This is a genomic window from Pantoea sp. B65 (assembly GCF_047308185.1).
In the GTDB taxonomy this organism is placed as follows: Bacteria; Pseudomonadota; Gammaproteobacteria; order Enterobacterales; family Enterobacteriaceae; genus Erwinia.
On sequence record NZ_JAHXPU010000016.1, the window covers coordinates 133678 to 158597 of the forward strand.

At 55.9% G+C, this 24920-nt stretch carries 20 protein-coding genes; 19 read left to right on the forward strand and 1 reads right to left on the reverse strand.

The window, feature by feature from the left end; all coding sequences use genetic code 11:
- The first annotated feature begins 5 nt into the window (after positions 1-5).
- The 8 genes from iscU to sseB all read left to right on the forward strand — a co-directional run bounded on the left by iscU (position 6) and on the right by sseB (position 6013).
- The gene (gene iscU, locus JWF83_RS06025; protein WP_413649294.1) at positions 6-389 is read left to right on the forward strand and encodes a Fe-S cluster assembly scaffold IscU; all 384 of its coding nucleotides are present in this window, start codon (positions 6-8) and stop codon (positions 387-389) included.
- An 18-nt stretch (positions 390-407) separates the two neighbouring features.
- Positions 408-731 (forward strand): iron-sulfur cluster assembly protein IscA, encoded by a 324-nt coding sequence (iscA, locus tag JWF83_RS06030; protein ID WP_413649295.1) that lies wholly within the window; start codon positions 408-410, stop codon positions 729-731.
- 78 nt (positions 732-809) lie between these two features.
- Entirely contained in the window at positions 810-1328 is a 519-nt protein-coding gene (gene hscB, locus JWF83_RS06035; protein WP_413649296.1) for a co-chaperone HscB, read from the forward strand.
- A 15-nt stretch (positions 1329-1343) separates the two neighbouring features.
- Positions 1344-3194, forward strand: coding sequence for a Fe-S protein assembly chaperone HscA (gene hscA, locus JWF83_RS06040; RefSeq protein ID WP_413649297.1), 1851 nt, complete (start codon positions 1344-1346; stop codon positions 3192-3194).
- Between the two features lie 3 nt (positions 3195-3197).
- Complete coding sequence (gene fdx / locus JWF83_RS06045; protein ID WP_413649298.1) at positions 3198-3533, forward strand: ISC system 2Fe-2S type ferredoxin; 336 nt, start codon at positions 3198-3200, stop codon at positions 3531-3533.
- Between the two features lie 76 nt (positions 3534-3609).
- Positions 3610-3810 carry a Fe-S cluster assembly protein IscX gene (gene iscX, locus JWF83_RS06050; RefSeq protein WP_413649299.1) on the forward strand — a complete coding sequence of 67 codons (201 nt, stop codon included), beginning with the start codon at positions 3610-3612 and terminating at the stop codon, positions 3808-3810.
- 101 nt (positions 3811-3911) lie between these two features.
- Positions 3912-5198 carry an aminopeptidase PepB gene (gene pepB / locus JWF83_RS06055; protein ID WP_413649300.1) on the forward strand — a complete coding sequence of 429 codons (1287 nt, stop codon included), beginning with the start codon at positions 3912-3914 and terminating at the stop codon, positions 5196-5198.
- A 47-nt stretch (positions 5199-5245) separates the two neighbouring features.
- Entirely contained in the window at positions 5246-6013 is a 768-nt protein-coding gene (gene sseB / locus JWF83_RS06060; protein ID WP_413649301.1) for an enhanced serine sensitivity protein SseB, read from the forward strand.
- Positions 6014-6052: 39 nt separating this feature from the next.
- Here the strand turns inward: sseB and sseA are convergent, their stop codons facing one another.
- Entirely contained in the window at positions 6053-6901 is an 849-nt protein-coding gene (gene sseA, locus JWF83_RS06065; RefSeq protein ID WP_413649440.1) for a 3-mercaptopyruvate sulfurtransferase, read from the reverse strand.
- A gap of 264 nt (positions 6902-7165) precedes the next feature.
- Here sseA and JWF83_RS06070 point away from each other — a divergent pair, with 264 nt between their 5' ends.
- The 11 genes from JWF83_RS06070 to der all read left to right on the forward strand — a co-directional run bounded on the left by JWF83_RS06070 (position 7166) and on the right by der (position 24885).
- On the forward strand, positions 7166-12145 hold the full coding sequence (locus JWF83_RS06070) for an alpha-2-macroglobulin family protein (RefSeq protein ID WP_413649302.1): 4980 nt from the start codon (positions 7166-7168) through the stop codon (positions 12143-12145).
- Between the two features lie 35 nt (positions 12146-12180).
- Positions 12181-14505 carry a peptidoglycan glycosyltransferase PbpC gene (gene pbpC, locus JWF83_RS06075; RefSeq protein WP_413649303.1) on the forward strand — a complete coding sequence of 775 codons (2325 nt, stop codon included), beginning with the start codon at positions 12181-12183 and terminating at the stop codon, positions 14503-14505.
- A 228-nt stretch (positions 14506-14733) separates the two neighbouring features.
- Entirely contained in the window at positions 14734-15165 is a 432-nt protein-coding gene (gene ndk, locus JWF83_RS06080) for a nucleoside-diphosphate kinase (RefSeq protein WP_413649304.1), read from the forward strand.
- A gap of 208 nt (positions 15166-15373) precedes the next feature.
- Positions 15374-16540, forward strand: a complete 1167-nt coding sequence (locus tag JWF83_RS06085; RefSeq protein WP_413649305.1) for a bifunctional tRNA (adenosine(37)-C2)-methyltransferase TrmG/ribosomal RNA large subunit methyltransferase RlmN — start codon at positions 15374-15376, stop codon at positions 16538-16540.
- A 100-nt stretch (positions 16541-16640) separates the two neighbouring features.
- A complete protein-coding gene (gene pilW / locus JWF83_RS06090; protein ID WP_413649306.1) occupies positions 16641-17375 on the forward strand; it encodes a type IV pilus biogenesis/stability protein PilW in 735 nt (244 codons plus the stop codon).
- Complete coding sequence (gene rodZ, locus JWF83_RS06095; RefSeq protein WP_413649307.1) at positions 17365-18378, forward strand: cytoskeleton protein RodZ; 1014 nt, start codon at positions 17365-17367, stop codon at positions 18376-18378. The genes pilW and rodZ overlap by 11 nt, the downstream gene beginning before the upstream one ends.
- Before the next feature lie 39 nt (positions 18379-18417).
- The gene (gene ispG / locus JWF83_RS06100; RefSeq protein WP_413649308.1) at positions 18418-19539 is read left to right on the forward strand and encodes a flavodoxin-dependent (E)-4-hydroxy-3-methylbut-2-enyl-diphosphate synthase; all 1122 of its coding nucleotides are present in this window, start codon (positions 18418-18420) and stop codon (positions 19537-19539) included.
- A gap of 540 nt (positions 19540-20079) precedes the next feature.
- The gene (hisS, locus tag JWF83_RS06105) at positions 20080-21354 is read left to right on the forward strand and encodes a histidine--tRNA ligase (protein WP_413649309.1); all 1275 of its coding nucleotides are present in this window, start codon (positions 20080-20082) and stop codon (positions 21352-21354) included.
- 39 nt (positions 21355-21393) lie between these two features.
- Entirely contained in the window at positions 21394-22011 is a 618-nt protein-coding gene (locus tag JWF83_RS06110; RefSeq protein ID WP_413649310.1) for a YfgM family protein, read from the forward strand.
- 24 nt (positions 22012-22035) lie between these two features.
- Positions 22036-23217, forward strand: a complete 1182-nt coding sequence (bamB, locus tag JWF83_RS06115; protein ID WP_413649311.1) for an outer membrane protein assembly factor BamB — start codon at positions 22036-22038, stop codon at positions 23215-23217.
- A gap of 168 nt (positions 23218-23385) precedes the next feature.
- A complete protein-coding gene (gene der / locus JWF83_RS06120) occupies positions 23386-24885 on the forward strand; it encodes a ribosome biogenesis GTPase Der (protein ID WP_413649312.1) in 1500 nt (499 codons plus the stop codon).
- Positions 24886-24920 lie beyond the last annotated feature (35 nt).

A 24920-nucleotide genomic window follows, 5' to 3' on the forward strand; every position in this document is an offset into this window, starting at 1 on the left:
GCACCATGGCTTACAGCGAAAAAGTAATCGATCATTATGAAAATCCACGTAACGTGGGTTCTTTCGATAACGCCGATCCCTCTATTGGTAGCGGCATGGTAGGCGCACCGGCTTGTGGCGACGTGATGAAGCTGCAGATCAAGGTTAGCAATGAAGGCATCATCGAAGATGCGCGTTTCAAAACCTATGGCTGTGGTTCCGCGATCGCTTCCAGTTCGCTGATCACCGAATGGGTGAAAGGCAAATCTCTCGACGAAGCGCAAAGCATCACCAATATGGCGATTGCTGAAGAGCTGGAACTGCCGCCGGTGAAAATTCACTGCTCAATTTTGGCGGAAGACGCCATCAAAGCAGCGATTGCTGATTATAAGAGCAAAAAGAACGCGTAAATAAGTGAGGGCTGATCTATGTCTGTTACTCTGAGCGACAGTGCTGCTGCACGCGTTAATGCTTTTCTTAGCAATCGCGGTAAAGGCTTTGGTTTGCGTCTTGGCGTGCGTACTTCCGGCTGTTCCGGTATGGCTTACATTCTGGAATTCGTCGATGCGCCGCAACCCGAAGATCAGGTGTTCGAAGATAAAGGCGTTAAGGTCGTTATCGACGGTAAAAGCCTGGTCTACCTCGCCGGGACGGAACTGGACTTCGTGAAAGATGGTTTAAACGAAGGTTTTGAGTTCAGAAACCCGAACGTTAAAGACCAATGCGGCTGTGGTGAAAGCTTCCACGTTTAACGTGCTGCTTTGATCGAGATTAATCGCTCCAGTTTGGGGCGATTAACGTTTCCAGCCCCAGTAAGAGCCGAATAGCTTATGGATTACTTCACTCTCTTCGGGCTGCCGCCAGCTTTTGCTGTCGACACCAGCCTGCTGACCGCCCGCTTTCAGGAGCTACAGCGTCAGTTCCATCCCGACCGTTTCGCCATGCGTCCGGAGTCTGAACGTCTGCACGCGTTACAGCAGGCGGCCACCATTAATCAGGCCTATCAGGCGTTGCGTAAACCTTTGTCGCGTGCGGAATATTTGCTGCTGCTGCAGGGATTCGATATTAATAATGAACAGCATACGTTACGCGATACGGCGTTCCTGATGGAGCAGCTGGAGCTGCGCGAAGAGCTGGAGAATATCGAACAGGCGGCGGATGCCGAAAGCGCGCTGGCGGATTTTAGCCAACGTCTTGAACGGATGACCGCCAGTCGCAGCGCCCTGATGCAGAGCGAACTGGAAGCGCAACAGTGGGCGCAAGCCGCGGATACGGTGCGCAAGCTGCGTTTTCTGGTTAAACTGCGCAGCCAGACAGAACAACTCGAAGAACGACTGCTCGATTTATAACCCTGGAAGCTTAACATGGCTTTATTACAAATTAGTGAGCCCGGCCAGAGCGCGGCGCCGCATCAGCGTCGACTGGCGGCCGGTATCGATTTAGGCACCACTAATTCGCTGGTGGCGACGGTACGCAGCGGCCAGGCGGAGACCTTGCCTGATTTGCAGGGCAGACATTTGCTGCCTTCCGTGGTGCGCTATCAGGCCGGACAACAGACCGTTGGCTGGGATGCGCGTCAGCAAGCCGCCGACGATCCGGCGAATACTATCAGTTCGGTAAAACGTCTGATGGGGCGCGGACTGGCCGATATCCGGCAGCGTTATCCCCACCTGCCTTACGCTTTCCACGCCAGTGAAAATGGCCTGCCGCTGATCACCACCGCTGCCGGTGTGGTTAATCCGGTCAGCGTATCGGGTGATATCTTAGCTGCGCTCGCCATGCGTGCGCGCAGCGCGCTGGAAGGGGAGCTGGAAGGGGTGGTGATCACCGTACCGGCTTACTTCGATGACGCGCAGCGTCAGGGTACCAAAGATGCGGCGCGCCTTGCCGGGCTGCATGTCCTGCGTCTGCTGAATGAGCCGACGGCGGCGGCGATTGCCTATGGCCTCGATTCCGGTCAGGAAGGGGTGATTGCGGTTTATGATCTCGGCGGCGGCACCTTTGATATCTCGATACTGCGCCTGAGCCGTGGCGTATTTGAAGTGCTGGCTACCGGCGGCGATTCGGCGCTGGGCGGCGATGACTTTGATCATCTGCTGGCTGACTGGCTGCGTGAGCAGGCGGGCTTTAGCGATCGTCAGGATCACCGTTTGCAGCGTCAACTGCTGGATGCGGCGATTGCCGCAAAAATTGCCCTGAGCGATGCCGCCAGCACCAGGGTGCAGGTGGCCGGCTGGCAGGGCGAGGTAACGCGCACGCAGTTTGACGCGCTGATTGCCGGTCTGATCCGGCGTACGCTGCTGGCCTGTCGTCGCACGCTGAAAGATGCGGAAGTGACGGCGGAACAGGTGCTGGAAGTGGTGATGGTTGGCGGTTCGACGCGCGTACCTTTAGTGCGTGATAACGTTGGCGCATTCTTTGGCCGGACGCCGCTGACGGCTATCGATCCTGACCGGGTGGTTGCCATTGGCGCAGCGGTCCAGGCGGATATCCTGGTGGGGAATAAACCTGACAACGAAATGCTGCTGCTGGATGTGATCCCGCTGTCCCTTGGCCTCGAAACCATGGGGGGACTGGTGGAAAAAGTGATCCCACGTAATACCACCATTCCGGTGGCGCGCGCGCAGGAGTTTACCACCTTTAAGGATGGTCAAACCGCGATGAGTATTCATCTGCTGCAAGGGGAACGCGAACTGGTGGCCGACTGTCGTTCCCTGGCGCGTTTCACGTTGCGCGGCATCCCGGCGATGCCGGCCGGTGGCGCGCATATCCGCGTCACCTTCCAGGTGGATGCGGATGGCTTGCTCAGCGTGACGGCGATGGAGAAATCCACCGGCGTGGCATCTTCCATTCAGGTGAAACCGTCTTACGGGCTGACCGGGAACGAGATCGCCACGATGCTCACCGACTCGCTGGCGCACGCGCAATCGGACATTCAGGCGCGTATGCTGGCTGAACAGCAGGTGGATGGTTTACGGGTGCTGGAAAGTCTGGACGGCGCGTTGCAGGACGATGCGGCGCTGTTAAGCGCGGCGGAACTGGCCGCCATCCATCAGGCACAGCAACAGCTACGTGACACGGTCGGCGGCAACGATGTGCATGCAATCGCCGCAGCAATTAAACAATTAGATAAAGTGACCCAGCATTTCGCCGCCCGTCGCATGGATGAGTCCATTCGTCGCGCGCTGGCCGGGCATTCCGTGGACGAGGTTTAAGCCATGCCGAAGATTGTATTTTTACCCCATCAGGATCTGTTGCCGGAAGGCGGCGTGTTTGACGCGCAGCAGGGGGACACTATTCTGGAAGTTGCGCTGCGCAATGGCATCGACATTGAGCATGCCTGTGAAAAGTCCTGCGCCTGTACCACTTGCCACTGCGTGGTGCGTGAAGGTTTTGATTCCCTGGCGGAAAGCAGCGAAGATGAAGATGATATGCTGGACAAAGCCTGGGGACTGGAGCCGGAAAGCCGTTTAGGCTGTCAGGCACGCGTCAGCGATGAGGATTTAGTGGTGGAGATCCCACGTTACACCATCAACCACGCGCGCGAGCATTAATTCATCACTTTTATTTATAGTGGTAAACAGCAGGCCGGATTTTTATCCGGCCTGCTGTACATTTAAGGAAATAAAAATGGGACTTAAGTGGACTGACAGTCGCGAAATCGCTGAAGCATTGTATGATACTTATCCGGATACCGATCCTAAAACGGTACGTTTCACCGATTTGCATCAGTGGATTTGCGATCTGGAAGAGTTTGATGATCAGCCTGGGGCATCCAATGAAAAGATTCTGGAAGCCATTCTGCTAGTCTGGCTGGACGAATATGAATAAAGCCTGAATGTAATATCAGCCCAGGGGCGGCATTGATGCCGCCCGTGCTGATGTTTACACCATACATACTACTCAGAAGATAAAAAACAAGGAGCCATGCGATGACAACAGAAGCGATGAACATCACCCTGTCAACGGCAGCGGCAGACGCACGCTGGGGCGAAAAAGCGATCCTCAGCAGTAACGACAGTGGGATGACGATTCATCTGAATGGTAACGATCCGCTGGCTGTCATTCAGCGCGCCGCGCGTAAAATTGATGGTCAGGGTATTCGCAACGTCGTACTTAGCGGTGAAGGGTGGGATTTAGAAACCAGCTGGGCATTCTGGCAGGGTTATCGCGGCCCGAAAGGCGAGCGCAGTGTGGAGTGGGCGCAGCTGAGTGATAGCGAGCGTGCCGAGTTTGATGCGCGCCTGAAGGTGATTAACTGGGTGCGTAATACCATCAACCTGCCTGCGGACGATCTGAGCCCATCGCAGCTGGCGCGTAGCGCGGTTGATCTGTTGAGTGAAGTGGGCGGCGCGGCGGTGAGCTATCGCATCACCAAAGGTGAAGATCTGCGTGAACAGCAATATATGGGGATCCATACTGTTGGTCGCGGTTCGCAGCGCAGTCCGGCTCTGCTGGCTCTGGATTACAACCCAACCGGCGATGAAAATGCCCCGGTTTATGCCTGTCTGGTCGGTAAAGGCATTACCTTTGATACCGGCGGCTACAGTCTGAAACAAAGCGCCTTTATGGATTCAATGAAATCCGATATGGGCGGTGCGGCGACGGTAACCGGCGCGCTGGCGCTGGCGATTACCCGTGGTCTGCAAAAACGCGTCAAACTTTACCTCTGCTGCGCGGAAAATATGGTCAGCGGCAATGCCTTTAAGCTGGGCGATATTATCCGTTACCGCAACGGTAAAACCGTTGAAGTGATGAATACTGATGCGGAAGGGCGTCTGGTGCTGGCCGATGGCCTGATTGATGCCAGCGAGCAGAATCCTGAGCTGTTAATTGACGCGGCCACCCTGACCGGCGCAGCGAAAACCGCTCTCGGCAATGATTACCATGCGCTGTTCAGTTTCGACGACCAGCTGGCAAACAAATTGATGGAGAGCGCGGCCAGTGAAAATGAGCCATTCTGGCGCCTGCCGCTGGCTGAGTTCCATCGCGGTCACCTGCCGTCGAATTTTGCCGATCTGAACAATATGGCCAGCCCTTCACATACCGCCGGGGCCAGCTCCGCCGCTGGCTTCCTGTCACACTTTGTGAAGAACTACCAGAAAGGCTGGCTGCATATTGACTGCTCCGCCACCTACCGCAAAGGCGCGGTGGATCAATGGTCTGCTGGCGCGACGGGTTTGGGTGTGCGCACCATTGCTAATCTGCTATTAAAATAACGCGAAACGGGCCGGAGAAATCCGGCCCTGTGCCCCGGAATAAAACCATGAACCAATCGAATAGCCGCCTCGAAGAGGTGCTGAAACTGGCTGCCACTGAACCCGCCCATCGGCCGGAGTTTTTTGAGTTGCTGATGAGCGCCAGCGTCTGGGTGCCGGGTGAAAGCGCCAGCGGGCAGCCGGATGCCAGTGCTGCGGCCGATCTGCAACACTGGGAGAAAGAGGATGGGGCCAGCGTGATCCCCTTCTTCAGCTCAATTGAAGCCATGCAGCAGGCGGTCAGCGACGAGCAGGCATATCTGATTATGCCGGTGCGCACGCTGTTTGAGATGACGCTGGGGGAAACGCTGTTTCTCAATCCCAAACTGCCCGTCGGCAAAGAGTTTTCACCGCGCGAAATCAGCCAGTTACTGGGTGAGGGCGGCGACGCGCTGAGCCAGCAAACGGTACTGGAAGGCGGTACGCCGCTGTTACTGTCTGAGATCGCCGAACCCCCGGCCCAGGTTATCGCCTCGCTGAGCCAGTTGTTTGCCAAACATAAACAGGTGCGCCGCGCTTATATTGCGCATATTAAAGAGTCGGCGGATCAGGCGGCGAATCTGCTGATTGGCATCGAGGCCGACAGCAATATTGACGCTATTATTCGTGCGGCGGGCAGTGTGGCTACTGACACCTTGCTGGAAGATGAGCCGGTTGATATCTGTGAGATTGTTGAAGGTGACAAGGGCATCAGCCACTTCTTTACCGCTCATATCACACCGTTTTATGAGCGGCGCTGGGGCAGTTTTCTGCGCGAGTTTAAGGTTGCCCGCTAATTTACCTGACGCTGGCCGGGATGCCCCCGGCCAGTGGCATTAAACACTGGTCTGAATTGGCAGGTCGTCACGGCTGCCCCACTCACCCCAGGAGCCGTCATACAATTTGACGTCGGCCACGCCCAGAGTGGTCAGCGCCAGAATCAGCACCACCGCCGTTACCCCGGAACCACAGCTGGCCACCACAGGTTTCGCCAGATCAACACCATGATGCTGGAAAATCGCCGTCAGCTCCGCCGCCGGTTTCAACTGACCATCAACCACCAGTTCGTTCCACGGCACGTTAAGGCTGTTGGGAATATGCCCGCGATGCAGCCCCGGACGCGGCTCATCAACTTCGCCATGAAAGCGGTTTGCCGGGCGCGCATCGACAATCTGTGCCGTGCCTTCATGACTCATCAGCAGGACATCGGTAACGCGACGCACCAGATCGGCATCGTACTGTGCATCGAATTCGCCTTCCGGCAGCGATACTTCGCCGGTTGCCAGCGGCAGGCCCGCCTGTTTCCAGCCCTGCAGGCCTCCCGCCAGAATCGATACCTGCGTGACGCCGAAGGCACGCAACATCCACCAGGCGCGCGGGGCGGAAAACAGATTGCCCTCATCGTACACCACCAGATGTTTGTCGCTACTGATACCCAGTTCACGCATCGCCACGGCAAAACTCTCGGCGCGCGGCATCATATGCGGATAAGGGCTGGTGTGATCGGACAGCGTCTCAATATTGAAAAAGGGGGCATCAGGCAAGTGGCCGGCAAGATACTCGGCCTGAATATCACGCACCAGCTCCTGGCCAGGAGGAAGCAAGCGTGCATCGATTACCTGTACCTCATTTTCAATCCGGTGTTCTGCAAGCCATTCGGCTGTAACAAAGAAGGAGGTTGTCATCGCGTCCTCGTTATGGGTCTGTGTCATAAAAGTGCTGACTTTGAGTGTCGGCGATCTCTGGCGACACCACAAGAAAATTTCTATTATCCAAATGATCTTAAATGAAATTTATGAAATGTGCCGAAGAATAATTAATCATTAACGACAAATCTCCCGACTGCTGTGTAACCGCTCGCAAAATAACAAATTTACTTGTTCACTCTCCCCCTTTTCCCGCCATAATGGCGTTCTCATTTCGCAGGCTTATCATGCCATGGAGATCGTATGCACGGGTTGAGGAACGGGTTAGCTGTTGCTGCCTTACTGGCGCTGACATTGCTGTCAGGTTGCGATGATAATGATAAAAAAGCGCAACCGGCGGCATCCGCAGAAAAAAGCACGTCGCCATCCGGCGCCGCCCCGGCGCCCGACACCGCGCTAAGCGATGCCCGGCGCGCCGCCGAAGTGGCGCGCGATAAGGGCAAGCCGCTGAAGGTTGTCGATATCTCCGAAGTGCAACTGGATGGCGCCAGCACGCTGGTGGCCACCTTTTCGGTGGCGCTGGATGACAAACAACACTTTGCCCAGTTGCTGCATCTGGTCGACAGCCAAAGCGGCGCCGTCGACGGCGGCTGGGAACTGTCGCCGGACCACCGCGAGCTGCGTTTTCGCCATCTCGAACCGAACCGTAAACTGATCGCCACCGTCGATAGCGGGCTCAAAGCGGCTAATGGCGCCACGCTGGAGCGTACTGCGGAACAGGAGATCACTACGCGTGATGTGCAGCCGATGGTCGGCTTTGCCAGCCGCGGCTCTTTACTGCCCACGCGCGTCACTCAGGGGTTGCCGATCCTCGCGCTTAACGTAAACAGTATCGATGTTGATTTTTTCCGGGTAAAAGCCGCTTCTTTACCCGATTTTCTCTCCTCATGGCAGAACGGCAATAGCCTGCAGAGCTGGCAATCGGAAGAGTTGCTGGCTAAAACCGAGCTGGTCTATAGCGGCCGTTTTGATCTTAACCCTGAGCGCAATACGCGCGAAAAAATGCTGTTGCCGCTAAGCAATATTGCGGCCTTTAAACAGCCAGGCGTCTATCTGGCGGTAATGAAAAAAGCCGGAACCTATAATTACAGTAACGCCGCGACCCTGTTTACCCTCAGTGATATTGGCCTGTCGCTGCATCAGTTCCCGGCGCAGATGGATGTGTTTAGCCAGAGCCTGGAAAATGGTGTGGCGCTGCCGGGCATAACACTGACGCTACTGGATGAGAAAGGCCAGACGCTGCAACAAGCGGTAAGCGATAACCAGGGCCATGCACAGTTTACCTCGGCGGCAAAAGCGAAGCTGCTGCTGGCAACCAAAGATCAGCAAACCACTCTATTGGATCTCAGTCGTCCGGCGTTGGATCTGGCGGAATTTGCGGTCGCCGGTCCGGAAGGCTATGACAAGCAACTGTTTATCTTTGGCCCGCGCGATCTCTATCGCCCCGGAGAAACGGTGATCGTTAATGCGTTGCTACGCGATGCTGACGGTAAGCCATTACCGCCGCAGCCGGTTCGGCTGGAGGTAGTGAAGCCGGATGGCGAAGTGGCGCGGACACTGGTGTGGCAACCGGATAACGGCCTCTATCAGTATCGCTATACCCTGCCTGAATCTGCCATCACGGGCAGCTGGACGCTGCGGGCAAATACCGGTGATGACCATCCACGCAGTTGGCGTTTTAACGTCGAGGATTTTCTGCCGGAGCGGATGGCGCTCTCGCTGAAGGGGGCCGATCATCCACTGGCGCCGGCTGATGACCTCACGTTCGCGGTGAATGGTCGTTATCTGTATGGCGCGCCGGCGGCTGGCAATCGCCTGCAGGGGCAGCTGTTTGTCCGCCCTAATCGCGATGCCGTTGCCGCACTGCCCGGCTATCAGTTTGGCGATATCAATGAAGACGGATTAAAACGCAGCCTTGACGAGTTTGATGTCACCCTTGATGCACAGGGCGACGCCGCCGTGGTGGTGCCGTCAGACTGGCAGGAGGCGCATTCGCCGATCAATATCATTCTGCAGGGCAGCCTGCTGGAGAGCGGCGGTCGCCCGGTGACCCGTCGCGTCGCGCAGGCGGTCTGGCCTGCCGATGCGCTGCCCGGTATTCGCCCGCTGTTTGGTAACAAAGATGTCTATGACTATCGTAGCGACAGCTACCGCAGTCAGCCGATGGTGGAAGAGGGCAGTAATGCCGCTTTTGATATTGTGCTGGCCAATGCCCGTGGGGAGAAGCTGGCGGCGCAGAATATTGATGTGCGCCTGGTGCGCGAGCGTCGCGACTACTACTGGAGCTTCTCCGACGGCGAAGGCTGGCAGTCCCGCTACGAGCAGAAGGACCTGACTGAGGAACAGCAGCAGATTACGCTGGCTGCCGATGGCACGGCGCGCGTTGAGTTCCCGGTTGACTGGGGTTCGTATCGTCTGGAAGTGCGTACCGCCGATGAGAAAGCTATCACCAGTATTCGTTTCTGGGCGGGCTACAGCTGGCAGGACAATACCGATGGCAGCGGAGCGCTGCGCCCGGACCAGGTGAAACTTAAACTGGATAAACCAGCTTACCGGCCTGGAGAAAAAGCCAGCGTGCATATTGAAGCGCCGGCAGCGGGTAAAGGCTATCTGATGCTGGAGTCCAGTAACGGGCCGTTGTGGTGGCAGGAGATTGATGTGCCCGCCGGTGGACTGAATGTTGATGTGCCGGTTAATCAGGCGTGGCGTCGTCACGATCTCTATCTCAGCGCGTTAGTTATCCGGCCGGGAGAAAAAGAGAAAGGCACTACGCCAAAACGCGCGGTCGGGCTGCTGCATCTGCCGCTGGCCGATGAGGATCGCAAGCTGGCGATCACGCTCGACGCACCGGCAAAAATCCGCCCGAATCAGACGCTGACGGTAAAAGTTAAAGCCGCACGTCAGGGCGGCGAACTGCCGAAAAATATCCACCTGCTGCTGGCGGCGGTCGATAGTGGCGTACTGAGCATTACCGATTATAAAACCCCGGACCCTTTTAATGGTTTCTTTGGACGTAAACGCTATAACGCCGATCAATATGATGTCTACGGGCAACTGATTGAAGGGCAGGGGCGTCAGGCGACGTTGCGCTTTGGTGGTGATGGCGACGAAGACGATCCGCTGGCGCGCGGCGGTCAGAAACCGGTAACCGATGTGCATATCGTGGCGCAACAAGCGCTACCGGTAACGCTGGACGCGATGGGGGAAGGGCGCGTCGAACTGCCGATACCTGAGTTCAATGGCGAACTGCGTCTGATGGCGCAGGCATGGAGCGACGATAGCTTTGGTCAGAGTGAGCAGAAACTGGTGGTCGCAGCGCCGCTGATTAGTGAACTGGCGACGCCACGCTTTATGGCCGGCGGCGATAACGCCCGCCTGGCTCTCGATCTCTCCAATCTTTCTGGCCTGCCGCAAACCCTGAATATTAATCTGGCGGCGCAGGGATTAATAAAACTCGATGGCGCCGCCACGCAAACTGTCACGCTGAAAACCGGAGAGCGCACCACGCTTTTTATCCCGGTAACGGCATTGACTGGTTTTGGCGCGGGAGACATTACTGCTGAGATTACCGGTCTGAATCTGCCTGGTGAAACAGTTAGCCCCAGCCAGCAAAGCTGGAAAATCGGCGTCCGCCCGGCGTGGCCTGCGGAAACCCGTAGCTTTGAGGCGGTGGTGCGTATTGACGAACCCTGGAGTGTACCGGCCGGAGCGCTGAGCGGGCTGGATCCGGCTACTCTGCAGGGACTGCTGGTGATTGGCAACCACCCCCCACTCAATATCGCCCGCTATATTCGTGAACTTTATGCTTATCCCTATGGTTGTCTGGAGCAAACCGTCAGTGGTCTCTATCCGTCGCTATATACCAATCAGGCGCAACTGGCGGCACTGGGGATTAAAGGCAGCAGCGACGCGGCGCGGCGGGAATCGATCGATATCGGTATCGACCGTCTGGCGGGTATGCAGCGCGCGAATGGCGGCTTTGGCCTGTGGGGCAAAGAGAGTCAGGAAGAGTTCTGGCTGACCGCCTATGTCACCGATTTTCTGATTCGTGCCAGTGAACAGGGCTACAGCGTATCGCCGTCAGTTCTGGAGCGCGCCAACCAGCGCCTGCTGCGCTATTTGCAGGATCCGAATCAGATTGAGGTCTATTACAGCAGTGACGCAGCGGCCTCCCGCTTTAGTGTGCAGGCCTATGCCGCACTGGTACTGGCCCGTCAGCAAAAGGCGCCACTGGGCGCTCTGCGTGCGCTGTATGACAAAAAGGCCAGCGCCAAAGCCGGCTTGCCGCTGCTGCAACTGGGGGTTGCGCTCAGATTAATGGGCGATGCCCCGCGTGCCGGTGAGATTATCAATCTTGCGGTTAACACCAGCCGGCCAGAAAACAATGTCTGGCTGGAAGATTACGGCAGCACCCTGCGCGATAACGCGATGATGCTGAACTTGCTGGTGGATAACAAACTGCTGCCAAACGAGCAGGATCTGCTGCTGGTCAGGTTATCGCAACAGCTGAATGGCAAACGCTGGCTGTCAACGCAGGAAAATAATGCCCTGTTTATTGCCGGGAAAGCGCTGATGTCAGCGCCAGGTCAGAGCTGGCAGGCGATACTGAACGGACAATCACCGGCGCTTAGCGGCAGCGAAACGCATAGCGAATTGCTGGCTGCCGCCCAGCTGGCGGAGGGGGTGAGTCTGACCAGTCAGGGCAGTGGAAACCTGTATGGGCGCCTGGACGTGGTGGGTTATGCACAGCATGCGCCGGAGCCCTACAGCAATAATTTGCAAATCAGCCGCAGCTATCTGGGGCTGGATGGTAAGGAGAAGTCACTGGCTAACCTGAAGAGCGGTGAACTGGTGCTGGTACAACTGAAGGTGTCGGCGCGCGAACGCGTGCCGGATGCGCTGGTCGTCGACTTGCTGCCAGCCGGTCTGGAACTGGAGAATCAGAACCTGAGCGACAGCAGCGCCAGCCTGGGGGAGAGCGCGGCGGAGGTGCAGGAGTCGTTAAGCGATATGCAGCAGGCCAGCATTAAGCACCTGGAGTTCCGTGACGATCGCTTTATCGCGGCGGTGGATATCGATGGCAATCGCCCGGTGACCCTGCTTTATCTGGCGCGCGCCGTGACGCCGGGTAGTTATCAGGTTCCGGCACCGCAGGTTGAATCGATGTATGTGCCGCAATGGCGTGCGCTGGGCGTAACGCCTGAGCGCCTGAACGTGCAATAAGGTCTGGCGCCCGGCAGTGTGTCGGGCGCCGTGTGATGATGAAAAGAGGTCGTGCTTTTTTCCGCTGGCTGCTGGTGCCGCTGACGTTGATTATCGTGCTGCTGCTGGCCGACCGCCTGTGGCCGCTGCCGTTGCAGCAGGTTGAACCGGCGCGGGTGGTGGTGGCGGAAGATGGCACGCCGCTGTGGCGTTTTGCCGATCGCAATGGCATCTGGCGTTATCCGGTAACCCTGGATGAGGTTTCCCCCTGGTATCTGCAGGCGCTGCTGAATTACGAAGATCGCTGGTTCTGGCAACATCCGGGGGTTAATCCGCTGTCAATCCTGCGTGCGGCCTGGCAGGATATGCGCGGTGGCGGCATTATTTCCGGCGGCAGTACCCTGACCATGCAGGTTGCGCGTCTGATTGATCCACAGCCCCGTACCTTTAGCGGTAAGTTGCTGCAGGTCTGGCGCGCACTGCAACTGGAGTGGCACCTGTCAAAACCGGAGATCCTCACTCTGTACCTCAATCGCGCCCCGTTTGGCGGGACAATAGAGGGGATTGGCGCGGCGAGCTGGACCTGGCTTGGCAAGTCACCGGCAGAGATGACGCGCAGTGAAGCCGCATTAATGGCGGTACTGCCGCAGGCTCCGAGCCGTTTACGGCCGGATCGCTGGCCGCTGCGCGCCCAGGCCGCGCGCAACAAAGTATTGCAGCGCATGGTGGATTATCAGGTTTGGCCAAAGGCGCAGGTGGACGAACTGTTTGCCGAGCCGGTGTGGCTGGCGCCGCGCCAGATGCCACAGCTGGCGCCGTTGCTGGCCAGAAGAGTGATTGCACTTTCACCCCGGCAAAAAGTGACCGCTACCATTAATGCGTCGCTGCAGCGTCAGCTGGAAGCGCTGGCGCTGGGCTGGAAAAATCAGCTGCCGCCGCGTACCTCCATGGCTTTACTGATCGTTGATCATACCAATATGAAAGTGCGCGGCTATCTCGGTTCGGTTGATCTGAATGACGACAGTCGTTTTGGTCATGTCGATATGATCAGCAGCGTGCGTTCGCCGGGATCGATCCTGAAACCTTTTGTGTATGGTCTGGCGATCGACGACGGGCTGATTCATGCGGAGTCATTGTTGCAGGATGTCCCGCGTCGCTTTGGCGATTACCGTCCCGGAAATTTTGACAGCGGCTTTCATGGTCCGGTCAGCGCCAGCGAAGCACTGTCGCGATCGCTTAATCTTCCGGCGGTGCAATTACTGGATGCTTACGGACCCAGGCGTTTTACCGCTGCGCTGCGTAATGCCGGGGTTAATCTGCGCTTCCCGCCGGCCGTGGAGCCGAATCTTTCCCTGATACTCGGCGGAACCGGTACGCGCATGGATGAAGTGCTGTCGGCCTACAGCGCCTTTGCGCGCCATGGCAATGTCGCTGCCCTGCGTTTTCTGCCAGAGCAGGGGCTGGAAGAACGTCCTTTACTTTCACCGGGCGCCGCCTGGGTCATTCGCAGTATTCTGGCAGGCGAGGCACAGCCGCTGGCGGATGACGATCGCGCTGCCGTAGTGCCGCTGGCGTGGAAAACCGGCACCAGTTATGGCTATCGCGACGCCTGGGCGGTGGGGATGGACGCTCGTTACCTGATTGGCGTATGGGTGGGACGTCCGGACGGTACTCCGGTTGCCGGACAGTACGGCTATGCCAGCGCGGTGCCGATATTAAACCAGCTTCATCATTTGCTGATGTCGTCACCGGCATTACGTGGCGCCGATTTGCCGGGCGATCCACGCCCTGCTTCGGTGAGTGCCGCGACCATCTGCTGGCCTGGCGGGCAAACCTTAGCGCCGGGAGATGCTAACTGCCGCCAGCGCCGCCAGAGCTGGATCGTGAATAATACCGTGCCGCCGACACTGCTGGCGCCGGGGCAGGAGAGTATCTCGGGTCTGCAGCAGCCGGTCTGGATAAATCCGCAGGGCAGGCGCGTTGCGGCAGACTGCAGCGGCGCCCGGGCCGAAACCCTGATGTTATGGCCGCTGCCGCTGGAACCCTGGCTAGCGCTGGCTGAACGACGCGCCAGTCGTTTGCCGGCCATCGATATGCAGTGTCCGCCATTAGGTGAGGGGAATGCGGTTCCTCTGATTTTAACCGGTCTGCGCGACGGCCAGATTTTGCACCGGCTTCCCGGACAGCATGCACTGACGATCACCGCCAGCGTGCAGGGAGGGCAGGGAAATCAACGCTGGTGGTTCCTTAATGGCTCGCCGCTGGAGGGGCAGGATGGCCCTGACTCGCAGGCATTAGTGTTCGAAAAACCAGGCGCTTATCAGTTAACGGTGCTGGATGAGGGTGGACAGGTGGCGACTGCGTCTTTTACAGTTGAGTGAGTTGTTGTAGGGTCTGGACAGCAAATGCGACCAGATTGTCGCGACGGCGATCATATTTTTTTAATAAATTGTTGAATTCCGGGTAGGCAACTGCCGGTCACGCCCCTATAATCGCCGCCATTTCTCGGGCCGGAAGCCAAATTTCCTGGCCAAAATCTTGCGGGATACCGATCCTGACGGATAACAGGTAAATCCGGCTTAAACTGGAAGTTAATTACAGAGGTCAACATGACAACAGAACGTACTTTTTCCATCGTAAAACCGAACGCGGTGGCAAAAAACGTAATTGGTGCTATCTACAATCGTTTTGAAAGCGCTGGTTTTAAAATTGTTGCGGCTAAAATGCTGCACCTGACCACTGAACAGGCTCAGGGGTTCTACGCAGAGCACGCGGGTAAGCCATTCTTCGACGGCCTGGTTGAATTTATGACCTCCGGCCCTATCGTGGTTTCGGTACTGGAAGGCGAAAATGCCGTGCAGCGTCACCGTGACCTGATGGGCGCGACTAACCCGGCTAATGCTCTGGCCGGTACTCTGCGCGCGGATTACGCTGACAGCTTTACTGAAAATGCCACTCACGGTTCTGACTCCGCTGAGTCTGCCGCACGTGAAATCGCATTTTTCTTCGGCGAAGGCGAAATCTGCCCGCGCACCCGTTAATGCGTAGCGGGATCGCCGCGCGGTAAGCAGCGTTTACAAAATTATTTCCGCTGCTCACCCTGATAACCTGGTATCCCGTGAAAGATGTTTGTACAATAATGCGCCCCTGATGAGCATGCTCAGCGGGGGCGTTTCTTTTTTTATCATTCATCCCGACTTTATCATTAACCTAACGCCATAACGTGTAATAACGAGGCGAGAGAATATTATGTCAGAACTTATTGTGACGCCGTCGTCAGAAACTCCTGTCGCTGTTAATCAAAAACAAAAAATCAATCTGCTGGATCTCAACCGTCAGCAAATGCGCGAATTCTTTAGCTCTATTGGTGAGAAACCCTTCCGTGCCGATCAGGTGATGAAATGGATCTATCATTACTGCAGCGATGATTTCGATCAGATGACCGATATCAATAAGGTGCTGCGCGGTAAGCTGAAAGAGCTGACCGAGATCCGCGCACCGGAAGTGGCTGAAGAGATGCGTTCGGCAGATGGCACCATTAAATGGGCGATTCGCGTTGGCGATCAACTGGTCGAAACTGTCTATATCCCGGAGAAAGACCGCGCCACACTTTGTGTCTCTTCGCAGGTAGGTTGTGCGCTGGAATGTAAATTCTGCTCCACCGCCCAGCAGGGCTTTAACCGTAATCTGCGCGTGTCGGAAATTATTGGTCAGGTATGGCGAGCGGCGAAAATTATTGGCGCGGCGCGTATTACCGGTCAGCGTCCAATTACCAACGTGGTCATGATGGGGATGGGCGAACCCCTGCTGAATCTGAACAATGTCGTACCGGCAATGGAGATCATGCTGGATGACTTTGGTTTCGGGCTGTCCAAACGCCGCGTTACCCTGTCAACCTCCGGTGTGGTGCCGGCGCTCGATAAACTGGGCGATATGATTGACGTTGCGCTGGCGATCTCTCTGCACGCGCCGAATGACAAGATCCGCGATGAAATCGTGCCGATTAACAAGAAATACAATATCGCGACTTTCCTTGCGGCGGTGCAGCGTTACATCGGCAAATCGAATGCGAATCAGGGACGCGTCACCATTGAGTATGTGATGCTGGATCATATCAATGACAGCACTGATGATGCCCATGAACTGGCGGCCCTGCTGAAAGATACGCCGTGCAAAATTAACCTGATCCCATGGAACCCGTTCCCGGGGGCGCCGTATGGCCGCAGCTCGAACAGTCGTGTGGACCGTTTTTCTAAAGTACTGATGGACTACGGCTTTACCACTATTGTGCGTAAAACCCGTGGTGATGATATTGATGCCGCCTGTGGTCAGTTAGCTGGCGATGTAATCGATCGTACTAAGCGAACTCTGCGCAAAAAAATGGCAGGCGAAGCCATATCTGTGAAAGCGATCTGAAACTTGAGACTGAATTGTTTTCTCAGTGATTTCTCTGGTGTTGAGCTTGCTGTGTTTGGAGTAACATACCAGGCTTCATAACAGCAGGGAGACGTTATGTATGTGTAAAGGATTACACTGTGCAGTGCTGAGTACTTTTCTTGTAAGTGGTTGTGTCACTGATACCGCCACGAATGCCTCAGCGCAGACGCGTCTGCAGCTCGGTTTAGAGTACCTTGCGCGCGGTGATATTACCGCGGCGCAACGCAATCTGGAACGTGCAGAGGCCGCACAGCCGCAGGATTATCGCACGCAGCTGGCCATGGCCCGTCTTTATCAAAAAACGGGGGATAACCATTCCGCCCAATTGCGTTATGATCAGGCGCTGAAGTTGGCACCGTTAAATAGTTTGGTCGTTAACAATTACGGTGCGTTTCTTTGCGGTTTAGGGCAGTATGATGCGGCACAACAGCAGTTTAGCCAGGCACTACGTCTGCCGCAGCCCGGCGCCAGAGCAGATAGCTTTGAGAATGCCGGTTACTGCTATCTGAACGCCGGAGAATCTGAGCCTGCAAGGCAGTCGTTATTGTTGGCCGTTAAGGCCGACGGACAGAAAGGGATGACCTTGCTGGCAGAGGCCGAAACGCGATTTGGAAAGGGAGAACGTGCTGATGCGCGACTCTTGTTAGATGTGTATCAACACAGCTTGCCTGCTACGGCAGAAAGCTTGTGGTTAGAGATTCGTTTCGCCGCGTTAGTTAAGCGTAGCGCTGATATTGAGCGTTATGGCAGGCAACTGGCGCGAAATTTTCCACAATCGATACAGCACCAGCATTTTTTAGCTAATGAATACTGAAGCCACTGAAGAAAAATCTGCAGTAAATTCCACGGGCGAACGCCTGCGTGGTGCCCGTGAGAAAATGGGCCTGACGCAGCAGAACGTTGCTGAGCGTCTTTGCCTGAAACTTTCTACCGTTCGTGATCTTGAGGAAGATAAATCCCCCGCCGATCTCGCATCGACTTTCTTGCGTGGTTATATCCGCTCGTATGCTCGTCTGGTGCATGTGCCGGAAGAGGAGCTGCTGCCCATGATGGCCAGGCAGGCACCGGTTCGTGCAGCAAAAGTTGAACCAATGCAGAGCTTCTCACTCGGCAAGCGTCGTAAAAAACGCGATGGCTGGCTGATGATTTTTACCTGGTTGGTACTGTTTGTCGTCGTCGGTCTGACCGGCGCCTGGTGGTGGCAAAACCACAAGGCGGCACAGGATGACCTGGTTTCCATGGCCGACCAGAACTCTGCCACCGAAGGGGATAACAGTCAGTCTGTTTCCCTGACCGGTAGCAGTACTGAAAGTGACAGCGCGACTGAATCACCCGCCGCGCCTGCTGACAGCAGTCCTGTAGCCGCAGATCCCAATAATGCGGCAAGTAATACTTCGGCTGCGAATGCGCCCGCGCCAGTTCATGCTGCCACCCCGGTCAGTAATGCCGGTCAGGTCGTTTCGCCGAGCCAGGCTCCGATCAACAACGCCGCAGTTCCTGCGGCGGATGGTCAGGCAAACAATGGCCAGTTGCCAACCGGCGCTGCTGGCGTGAGCGGTGCGCCAGTGGATCCTAACGCCGTGGTGATGGATTTTAACGCCGATTGCTGGCTGGAAGTTACTGATTCAGCAGGTAAAAAACTGTTCAGTGGTACACAGCGTAGTGGTGGTAAACTTAGCCTTGCAGGTACCGCACCTTATCGTCTCAAAATCGGTGCGCCGAGCGCAGTACAGATTCAGTATCAGGGCCAGCCTGTTGACCTGAGTCGTTTTGTCCGTAGCAACCAGGTTGCTCGCCTGACCATCGGTGCGCAATAACGCATCTTCTCTGGTCCCGAGCGATTATGGAGAAAGAATATGCATAACGAAGCACCCATTATCCGTCGCAAATCAACACGTATTTACGTCGGCAAGGTGCCGGTGGGCGATGGCGCTCCGATCGCCGTTCAGTCCATGACCAACACGCGCACTACCGATGTCGCTGCCACGGTCAGTCAAATCAGAGCCATGGAACGTGCAGGCGCGGATATTGTTCGCGTTTCCGTACCGACTATGGACGCGGCGGAAGCCTTCAAACTGATCAAACAACAAGTCAATGTCCCGCTGGTGGCGGATATTCATTTCGACTATCGCATCGCGCTGAAAGTCGCCGAATATGGCGTTGACTGTCTGCGTATCAATCCAGGCAATATCGGTAATAACGAACGTATCCGCCAGGTGGTGGACTGCGCGCGTGACTACAACATTCCTATCCGCATCGGCGTCAATGCCGGATCGCTGGAGCGTGATCTGCAGGAAAAGTATGGTGAGCCGACGCCACAGGCGCTGCTGGAATCCGCCATGCGTCATGTTGATCATCTTGATCGTCTTAATTTCGATCAGTTTAAAGTCAGCGTTAAAGCGTCCGACGTGTTTCTTGCCGTGGAATCTTATCGCTTGCTGGCTAAACAGATCGTTCAGCCATTACACCTTGGTATCACCGAAGCGGGCGGCGCTCGCGCCGGTGCGGTGAAATCGGCCATCGGCCTTGGCCTGCTGCTGTCAGAAGGGATTGGCGATACGCTGCGTATTTCGCTGGCGGCCGATCCGGTTGAGGAAGTGAAGGTCGGGTTTGATATCCTGAAATCACTGCGAATTCGTTCGCGCGGGATTAACTTTATTGCCTGTCCGACCTGCTCACGTCAGGAGTTTGATGTGATTGGCACGGTTAACGCCCTCGAACAGCGGCTGGAAGATATCATCACGCCGATGGATATTTCGATTATCGGTTGTGTGGTCAATGGTCCGGGGGAAGCGCTGGTTTCTACCCTTGGCGTGACCGGCAGTAATAAGAAGAGCGGTCTCTACGAAGATGGCGTGCGTCTGCGCGAGCGTCTGGATAACGACGATATGATCGATCAGCTGGAAGCACGCATTCGTGCCAAAGCGTCGATGCTGGACGAGAGTCGCCGCATCGATGTGCAGCAGGTCGAGAAGTAGCATCAGCCAGCGGGAGCCATTAATGGCTCCCCTACAGTGTTTCAGATCCCCCGGAGCTTATGGGACGGCATTTAGCCGCCCGCCTGAAGGCAGCCAACGCCCGGCAGCCCGAAAGATGAAGGGTTTACCCCAATAGATTTTGGGTTGCAGGCAGGCGGCAACTGAGCGAATCCCCCGGAGCTTACTCCGGTAAGTGACTGGGGTGAGAGAAGGCAGCCAACGCCCCGGCGGCCCGAAAGATGAAGGGTTTACCCCAATAGATTTTGGGTTGCAGGCAGGCGGCAACTGAGCGAATCCCCCGGAGCTTACTCCGGTAAGTGACTGGGGTGAGAGAAGGCAGCCAACGCCCCGGCAGCCCGAAAGATGAAGGGGAGAGAAGATTGAACCTGTTCGGTGTCCCCCTCTTGGGGTAAGATGCCGGGTCAGGTTCTTTTTCATATTTAAGATACTGAATGTCGGCAGGGATAGTGACAATCGCTGACCGTAAACAGACAGTGCGACGCAAGCGTCCATTCAGTAGCCAATTTAGAGAGATAATAAGTGGCAAAGAATATTCAAGCTATCCGCGGCATGAACGACTATCTGCCTGCTGAAACCGTGGTTTGGCAGCGCATTGAGGGCATCCTGAAGCAGGTGCTGGCCGGTTATGGTTACAGCGAAATTCGTTTGCCGATTGTAGAGCAGACCCCATTGTTCAAACGCGCTATCGGTGAAGTGACCGACGTGGTTGAAAAAGAGATGTACACCTTCGAAGATCGCAACGGCGAAAGCCTGACACTGCGTCCGGAAGGTACGGCGGGCTGCGTGCGTGCCGGTATCGAACATGGTCTGCTGTACAATCAGGAACAGCGTATGTGGTACGTCGGGCCGATGTTCCGCTACGAGCGTCCGCAGAAAGGGCGCTATCGTCAGTTCCATCAGCTGGGTGTCGAAGTCTTTGGCCTGCAGGGGCCGGATATTGATGCTGAACTGATTCTGCTGAGCGCACGCTGGTGGAAAGCGCTGGGTATTGCCGAACACGTGACGCTGGAGCTGAACTCTATCGGTTCGCTGGAAGCGCGTGCTAACTATCGTGACGCGCTGGTGGCGTTCCTTGAACAGCATCAGGAGGTGCTGGATGAGGATTGTAAACGCCGGATGTACAGCAATCCACTGCGGGTGCTGGACAGCAAAAATCCTGATGTGCAGCAACTGCTGAATAATGCGCCGGCCTTAGGCGATTATCTGGATGACGAGTCGCGCGAACATTTTGCCGGTCTCTGCGCCATTCTGGATGATGCCGGGATTGGCTATACCATTAATCAGCGTCTGGTGCGTGGTCTCGATTACTACAACCGCACGGTGTTTGAATGGGTCACCAGCAGCCTTGGCGCGCAGGGCACGGTATGTGCCGGCGGTCGCTATGATGGCCTGGTGGAACAGCTGGGTGGGCGTGCGACGCCTGCCGTCGGCTTTGCCATGGGACTTGAGCGTTTAGTGTTGCTGGTTCAGGCGGTTAATCCGGAATTTGAACCGACGCGCATTGTTGATGTCTATGTTATCGCTTCCGGTCAGGGTGTGCAGTCCGCAGCAATGCTGCTGGCAGAAAAGCTGCGTGATGCGTCGCCAGAACTGAAGCTAATGACCAACTATGGTGGCGGCAACTTTAAAAAGCAGTTTGCCCGTGCCGATAAGTGGGGCGCTCGCGTTGCACTGGTAGTGGGTGAAGATGAAGTGAAAGCGGGCCAGGTGGTGATTAAAGATCTGCGCACCGGTGAACAGCAAACGCTGGCGCAGAGTGATGCGGCAGCCGCGCTCTCGGCGCTGTTGAAATAATTTCGGTGCAGCAGGACATAAGTTAAGGAGAGGGATTGCGTGGAAGTCTATAGCAACGATAACGAACAGGTTGATGCACTTCGTCGTTTCTTTGCCAACAATGGCAAAGCGCTGGTGGTTGGCGTCGTTTTAGGCGTAGGTGCACTGGTGGGCTGGCGTTACTGGAACAGTCATCAGGACGGTAGTGCGAAAGTGACATCTGCGGCTTATCAGCAGGTGACTACCGAGCTGGATGGCAGTAAACCAAACACTCTGGAAGCGGCAAGCAAGTTTGTCAGCGAAAATAACAACACCTATGGTGCGTTGGCTTCGCTGGACCTGGCGAAACAGTTTGTCGACAAAAACGAACTGGATAAAGCTGCGGCTCAATTGCAGAGCGGCCTGAAAGCGACGCAGGATGCCAATTTGCAGGCGGTGCTGAATCTGCGTCTGGCGCGCATTCAACTGCAGCAGAAAAAGGCTGATGACGCGATCAAAACCCTCGACACGGTAAAAGGTGATGGCTGGGTAGCCATTATTGCTGATATCCGTGGCGAAGCGCTGTTAAGCAAAGGCGATATGCAGGGTGCGCGTGAAGCATGGAGTAAAGGTATTGCTTCTGATGCCTCTCCCGCGCTGAAAGAAATGATGCAGATGAAAATGAATAACTTAGGTTAAGTTAAGCCATTCAAGAGAGAGCGCATGGAATTACGTAAATACCTGCTGCCCGGGCTGATTTCAGTCACGTTACTCAGCGGTTGTTCGCTGTTCAGCGGCGAAGAAGATGTAGTGAAAATGGCCCCGTTGCCAACAGTTCAGAATCAGTTCACGCCGGAAAAAGTGTGGAGCACTTCAGTCGGTGATGGCATTGGCGACTTCTATTCAAATCTGCATCCTGCATGGCAGGATGGCACCGTGTTTGCCGCCGATCGTCATGGTGTGGTGAAAGCGCTGGATGCTGCGGATGGTAAAGAGAAGTGGAAAGTCGACCTGGCGGAAAAAACCGGTTTCTTCTCCAGTAACCGGCCTGCACTGCTGTCTGGTGGTGTGACAGCGGGTGGTGAACATATTTATATCGGTAGCGAACGTGCCCAGGTTTATGCGCTGAACAGCAGCGATGGCTCTGTCGCCTGGCAGACCAAAGTTGCTGGCGAAGCATTATCGCGTCCGGTGATCAGCGATGGTTTAGTCCTGATTCATACCAGTAACGGTATGTTGCAGGGGCTGGATCAGGCGAGCGGCGCGGTGAAATGGTCGGTTAACCTCGATATGCCGGCTCTTTCGCTGCGCGGCGAGTCTGCGCCAACCACGGCATTTGGCGCTGCGATTGTCGGCGGTGATAATGGCCGCGTCAGTGCGGTCATGATGAATCAGGGACAGCTGATCTGGCAGCAGCGTATTTCACAGCCAAGCGGTGCTACTGAGATCGATCGCCTGAGTGATGTCGACACCACACCTATCGTGGTCAACGGCGTGGTTTACGCACTGGCCTATAACGGCAATCTGACCGCTCTCGATCTGCGCTCTGGCCAGATTATGTGGAAGCGTGAAATTGGTTCAGTTAACGATATGATCGTTGATGCCGGCCGTATCTATCTGGTCGATCAGGATGACCGCGTGATTGCGCTGAGCGCTGACGGTGGCGTTTCCATCTGGCGTCAAAGCGATCTGCTGCATCGTAACCTGACCTCGCCGGTGCTGTATAACGGCTATATCGTGGTGGGTGACAGTGAAGGCTACCTGCACTGGCTGAATACCGATGACGGTCGTTTTGTCGCCCAGCAGAAAGTTGACAGCTCCGGCCTGCAAACTGAGCCGGTGGTTGCCAGCGATAAGCTGCTGATTCAGGCGAAGAATGGTGAAGTTTACGCCTTTACGCGTTAATTTCTCCGACTGAAACGCTGTTGTTTAGCGGCCCCTGATCATCAGGGGCCGTTTCGTTTTTTAACGGGCGTGTTATTCTTAGCGCCTTCAGCCTGACCAGACTGCAACAAGTTGTTTATAATAACGCATCGGGACGGGCATTTAATTTTTTAGTTATGAGGCTTTATTATGGTACCTGTGGTCGCGCTGGTTGGGCGTCCCAATGTGGGAAAATCTACCTTATTTAACCGTTTAACGCATACGCGAGATGCGCTGGTTGCGGATTTCCCCGGGCTGACACGCGATCGCAAGTACGGTCGTGCCGAAGTAGAAGGGCGCGAATTTATTGCTATTGATACCGGTGGTATTGATGGCAACGAAGAGGGCGTGGAAACCCGGATGGCGGAGCAATCACTCCTGGCGATTGAAGAAGCCGATGTGGTGTTGTTTATGGTTGATGCGCGTGCTGGCCTGATGGCGGCCGACGTGGCGATTGCCAAACACCTGCGCTCGCGTCAGAAAGCGACCTTCCTGGTGGCGAACAAAACCGATGGTCTTGATGCCGATTCTGCCGTAGGTGATTTCTACTCGCTGGGCTTAGGCGATGTTTATGCCATCGCCGCTTCTCATGGTCGTGGCGTAACCAGTCTGCTGGAAACTGCGCTGCTGCCGTGGATGGAAGTGGTCGATCCGAAAGTACTGAGCGAAGAGGAAGAAAACGAAGCCTACTGGGCGGCTTTAGCCGCCAAAGAGCGCGGTGAAGATCCTGATGCCCCGGCGGAAGAAGCAGAGGATGATTTCAACCCGCTGGATCTGCCGATTAAGCTGGCGATTGTCGGCCGCCCTAACGTTGGTAAGTCCACACTAACTAACCGCATTCTCGGCGAAGAGCGGGTCGTGGTATATGACATGCCGGGCACCACCCGTGACAGCATCTATATCCCGATGGAGCGTGACGGTCGCGACTATGTGCTAATCGATACTGCCGGGGTGCGTAAGCGCGGCAAGATCACCGATACCGTAGAGAAGTTCTCGGTGATTAAGACCCTGCAGGCGATTGAAGACGCCAACGTGGTCATGCTGGTGATTGATGCTCGTGAAGGTATTTCCGATCAGGATCTCTCTCTGCTCGGCTTTATCCTGAATAGTGGGCGCTCACTGGTGATTGTGGTCAACAAGTGGGATGGCCTGTCGCAGGAAGTCCGCGATGAAGTGAAAGAGACGCTGGATTTCCGCCTGGGCTTTATCGATTTTGCCCGTATCCACTTTATCTCTGCGCTGCACGGCAGCGGTGTCGGTAACCTGTTCGAGTCAGTTACTGAGGCCTATGACTGCTCCACACGCCGCATCAACACCTCGATGCTGACGCGTATCATGACCATGGCCGAGGAAGACCATCAGCCGCCGTTGGTGCGTGGACGTCGCGTGAAGCTGAAATATGCGCATGCCGGTGGTTATAACCCGCCAATCGTGGTGATCCACGGTAATCAGGTGAAGGATCTGCCGGACTCCTACAAACGTTATCTGATGAACTACTTCCGTCGTTCACTGAACGTGATGGGTACGCCGATTCGCATCCAGTTTAAAGAGGGTGACAACCCGTTTGCCGGTAAACGTAACCTGTTGACGCCTAATCAGCAGCGTAAACGTAAACGTCTGATGACTCACCTGAAAAAAGGTAAGCGTTAATCACCCACGGGGGCCTGATCGGGCCCTCGTTTGTT

What these genes read in the sequence shown, in the direction of transcription:
- iscU (WP_413649294.1), top strand. Translation starts at nt 6, where the DNA reads ATGGCTTACAGCGAAAAAGTAATCGATCATTATGAAAATCCACGTAAC.
- iscA (WP_413649295.1), top strand. Translation starts at nt 408, where the DNA reads ATGTCTGTTACTCTGAGCGACAGTGCTGCTGCACGCGTTAATGCTTTT.
- hscB (WP_413649296.1), top strand. Translation starts at nt 810, where the DNA reads ATGGATTACTTCACTCTCTTCGGGCTGCCGCCAGCTTTTGCTGTCGAC.
- hscA (WP_413649297.1), top strand. Translation starts at nt 1,344, where the DNA reads ATGGCTTTATTACAAATTAGTGAGCCCGGCCAGAGCGCGGCGCCGCAT.
- fdx (WP_413649298.1), top strand. Translation starts at nt 3,198, where the DNA reads ATGCCGAAGATTGTATTTTTACCCCATCAGGATCTGTTGCCGGAAGGC.
- iscX (WP_413649299.1), top strand. Translation starts at nt 3,610, where the DNA reads ATGGGACTTAAGTGGACTGACAGTCGCGAAATCGCTGAAGCATTGTAT.
- pepB (WP_413649300.1), top strand. Translation starts at nt 3,912, where the DNA reads ATGACAACAGAAGCGATGAACATCACCCTGTCAACGGCAGCGGCAGAC.
- sseB (WP_413649301.1), top strand. Translation starts at nt 5,246, where the DNA reads ATGAACCAATCGAATAGCCGCCTCGAAGAGGTGCTGAAACTGGCTGCC.
- sseA (WP_413649440.1), bottom strand. Translation starts at nt 6,901, where the DNA reads ATGACAACCTCCTTCTTTGTTACAGCCGAATGGCTTGCAGAACACCGG.
- JWF83_RS06070 (WP_413649302.1), top strand. Translation starts at nt 7,166, where the DNA reads ATGCACGGGTTGAGGAACGGGTTAGCTGTTGCTGCCTTACTGGCGCTG.
- pbpC (WP_413649303.1), top strand. Translation starts at nt 12,181, where the DNA reads ATGATGAAAAGAGGTCGTGCTTTTTTCCGCTGGCTGCTGGTGCCGCTG.
- ndk (WP_413649304.1), top strand. Translation starts at nt 14,734, where the DNA reads ATGACAACAGAACGTACTTTTTCCATCGTAAAACCGAACGCGGTGGCA.
- JWF83_RS06085 (WP_413649305.1), top strand. Translation starts at nt 15,374, where the DNA reads ATGTCAGAACTTATTGTGACGCCGTCGTCAGAAACTCCTGTCGCTGTT.
- pilW (WP_413649306.1), top strand. Translation starts at nt 16,641, where the DNA reads ATGTGTAAAGGATTACACTGTGCAGTGCTGAGTACTTTTCTTGTAAGT.
- rodZ (WP_413649307.1), top strand. Translation starts at nt 17,365, where the DNA reads ATGAATACTGAAGCCACTGAAGAAAAATCTGCAGTAAATTCCACGGGC.
- ispG (WP_413649308.1), top strand. Translation starts at nt 18,418, where the DNA reads ATGCATAACGAAGCACCCATTATCCGTCGCAAATCAACACGTATTTAC.
- bamB (WP_413649311.1), top strand. Translation starts at nt 22,036, where the DNA reads ATGGAATTACGTAAATACCTGCTGCCCGGGCTGATTTCAGTCACGTTA.
- der (WP_413649312.1), top strand. Translation starts at nt 23,386, where the DNA reads ATGGTACCTGTGGTCGCGCTGGTTGGGCGTCCCAATGTGGGAAAATCT.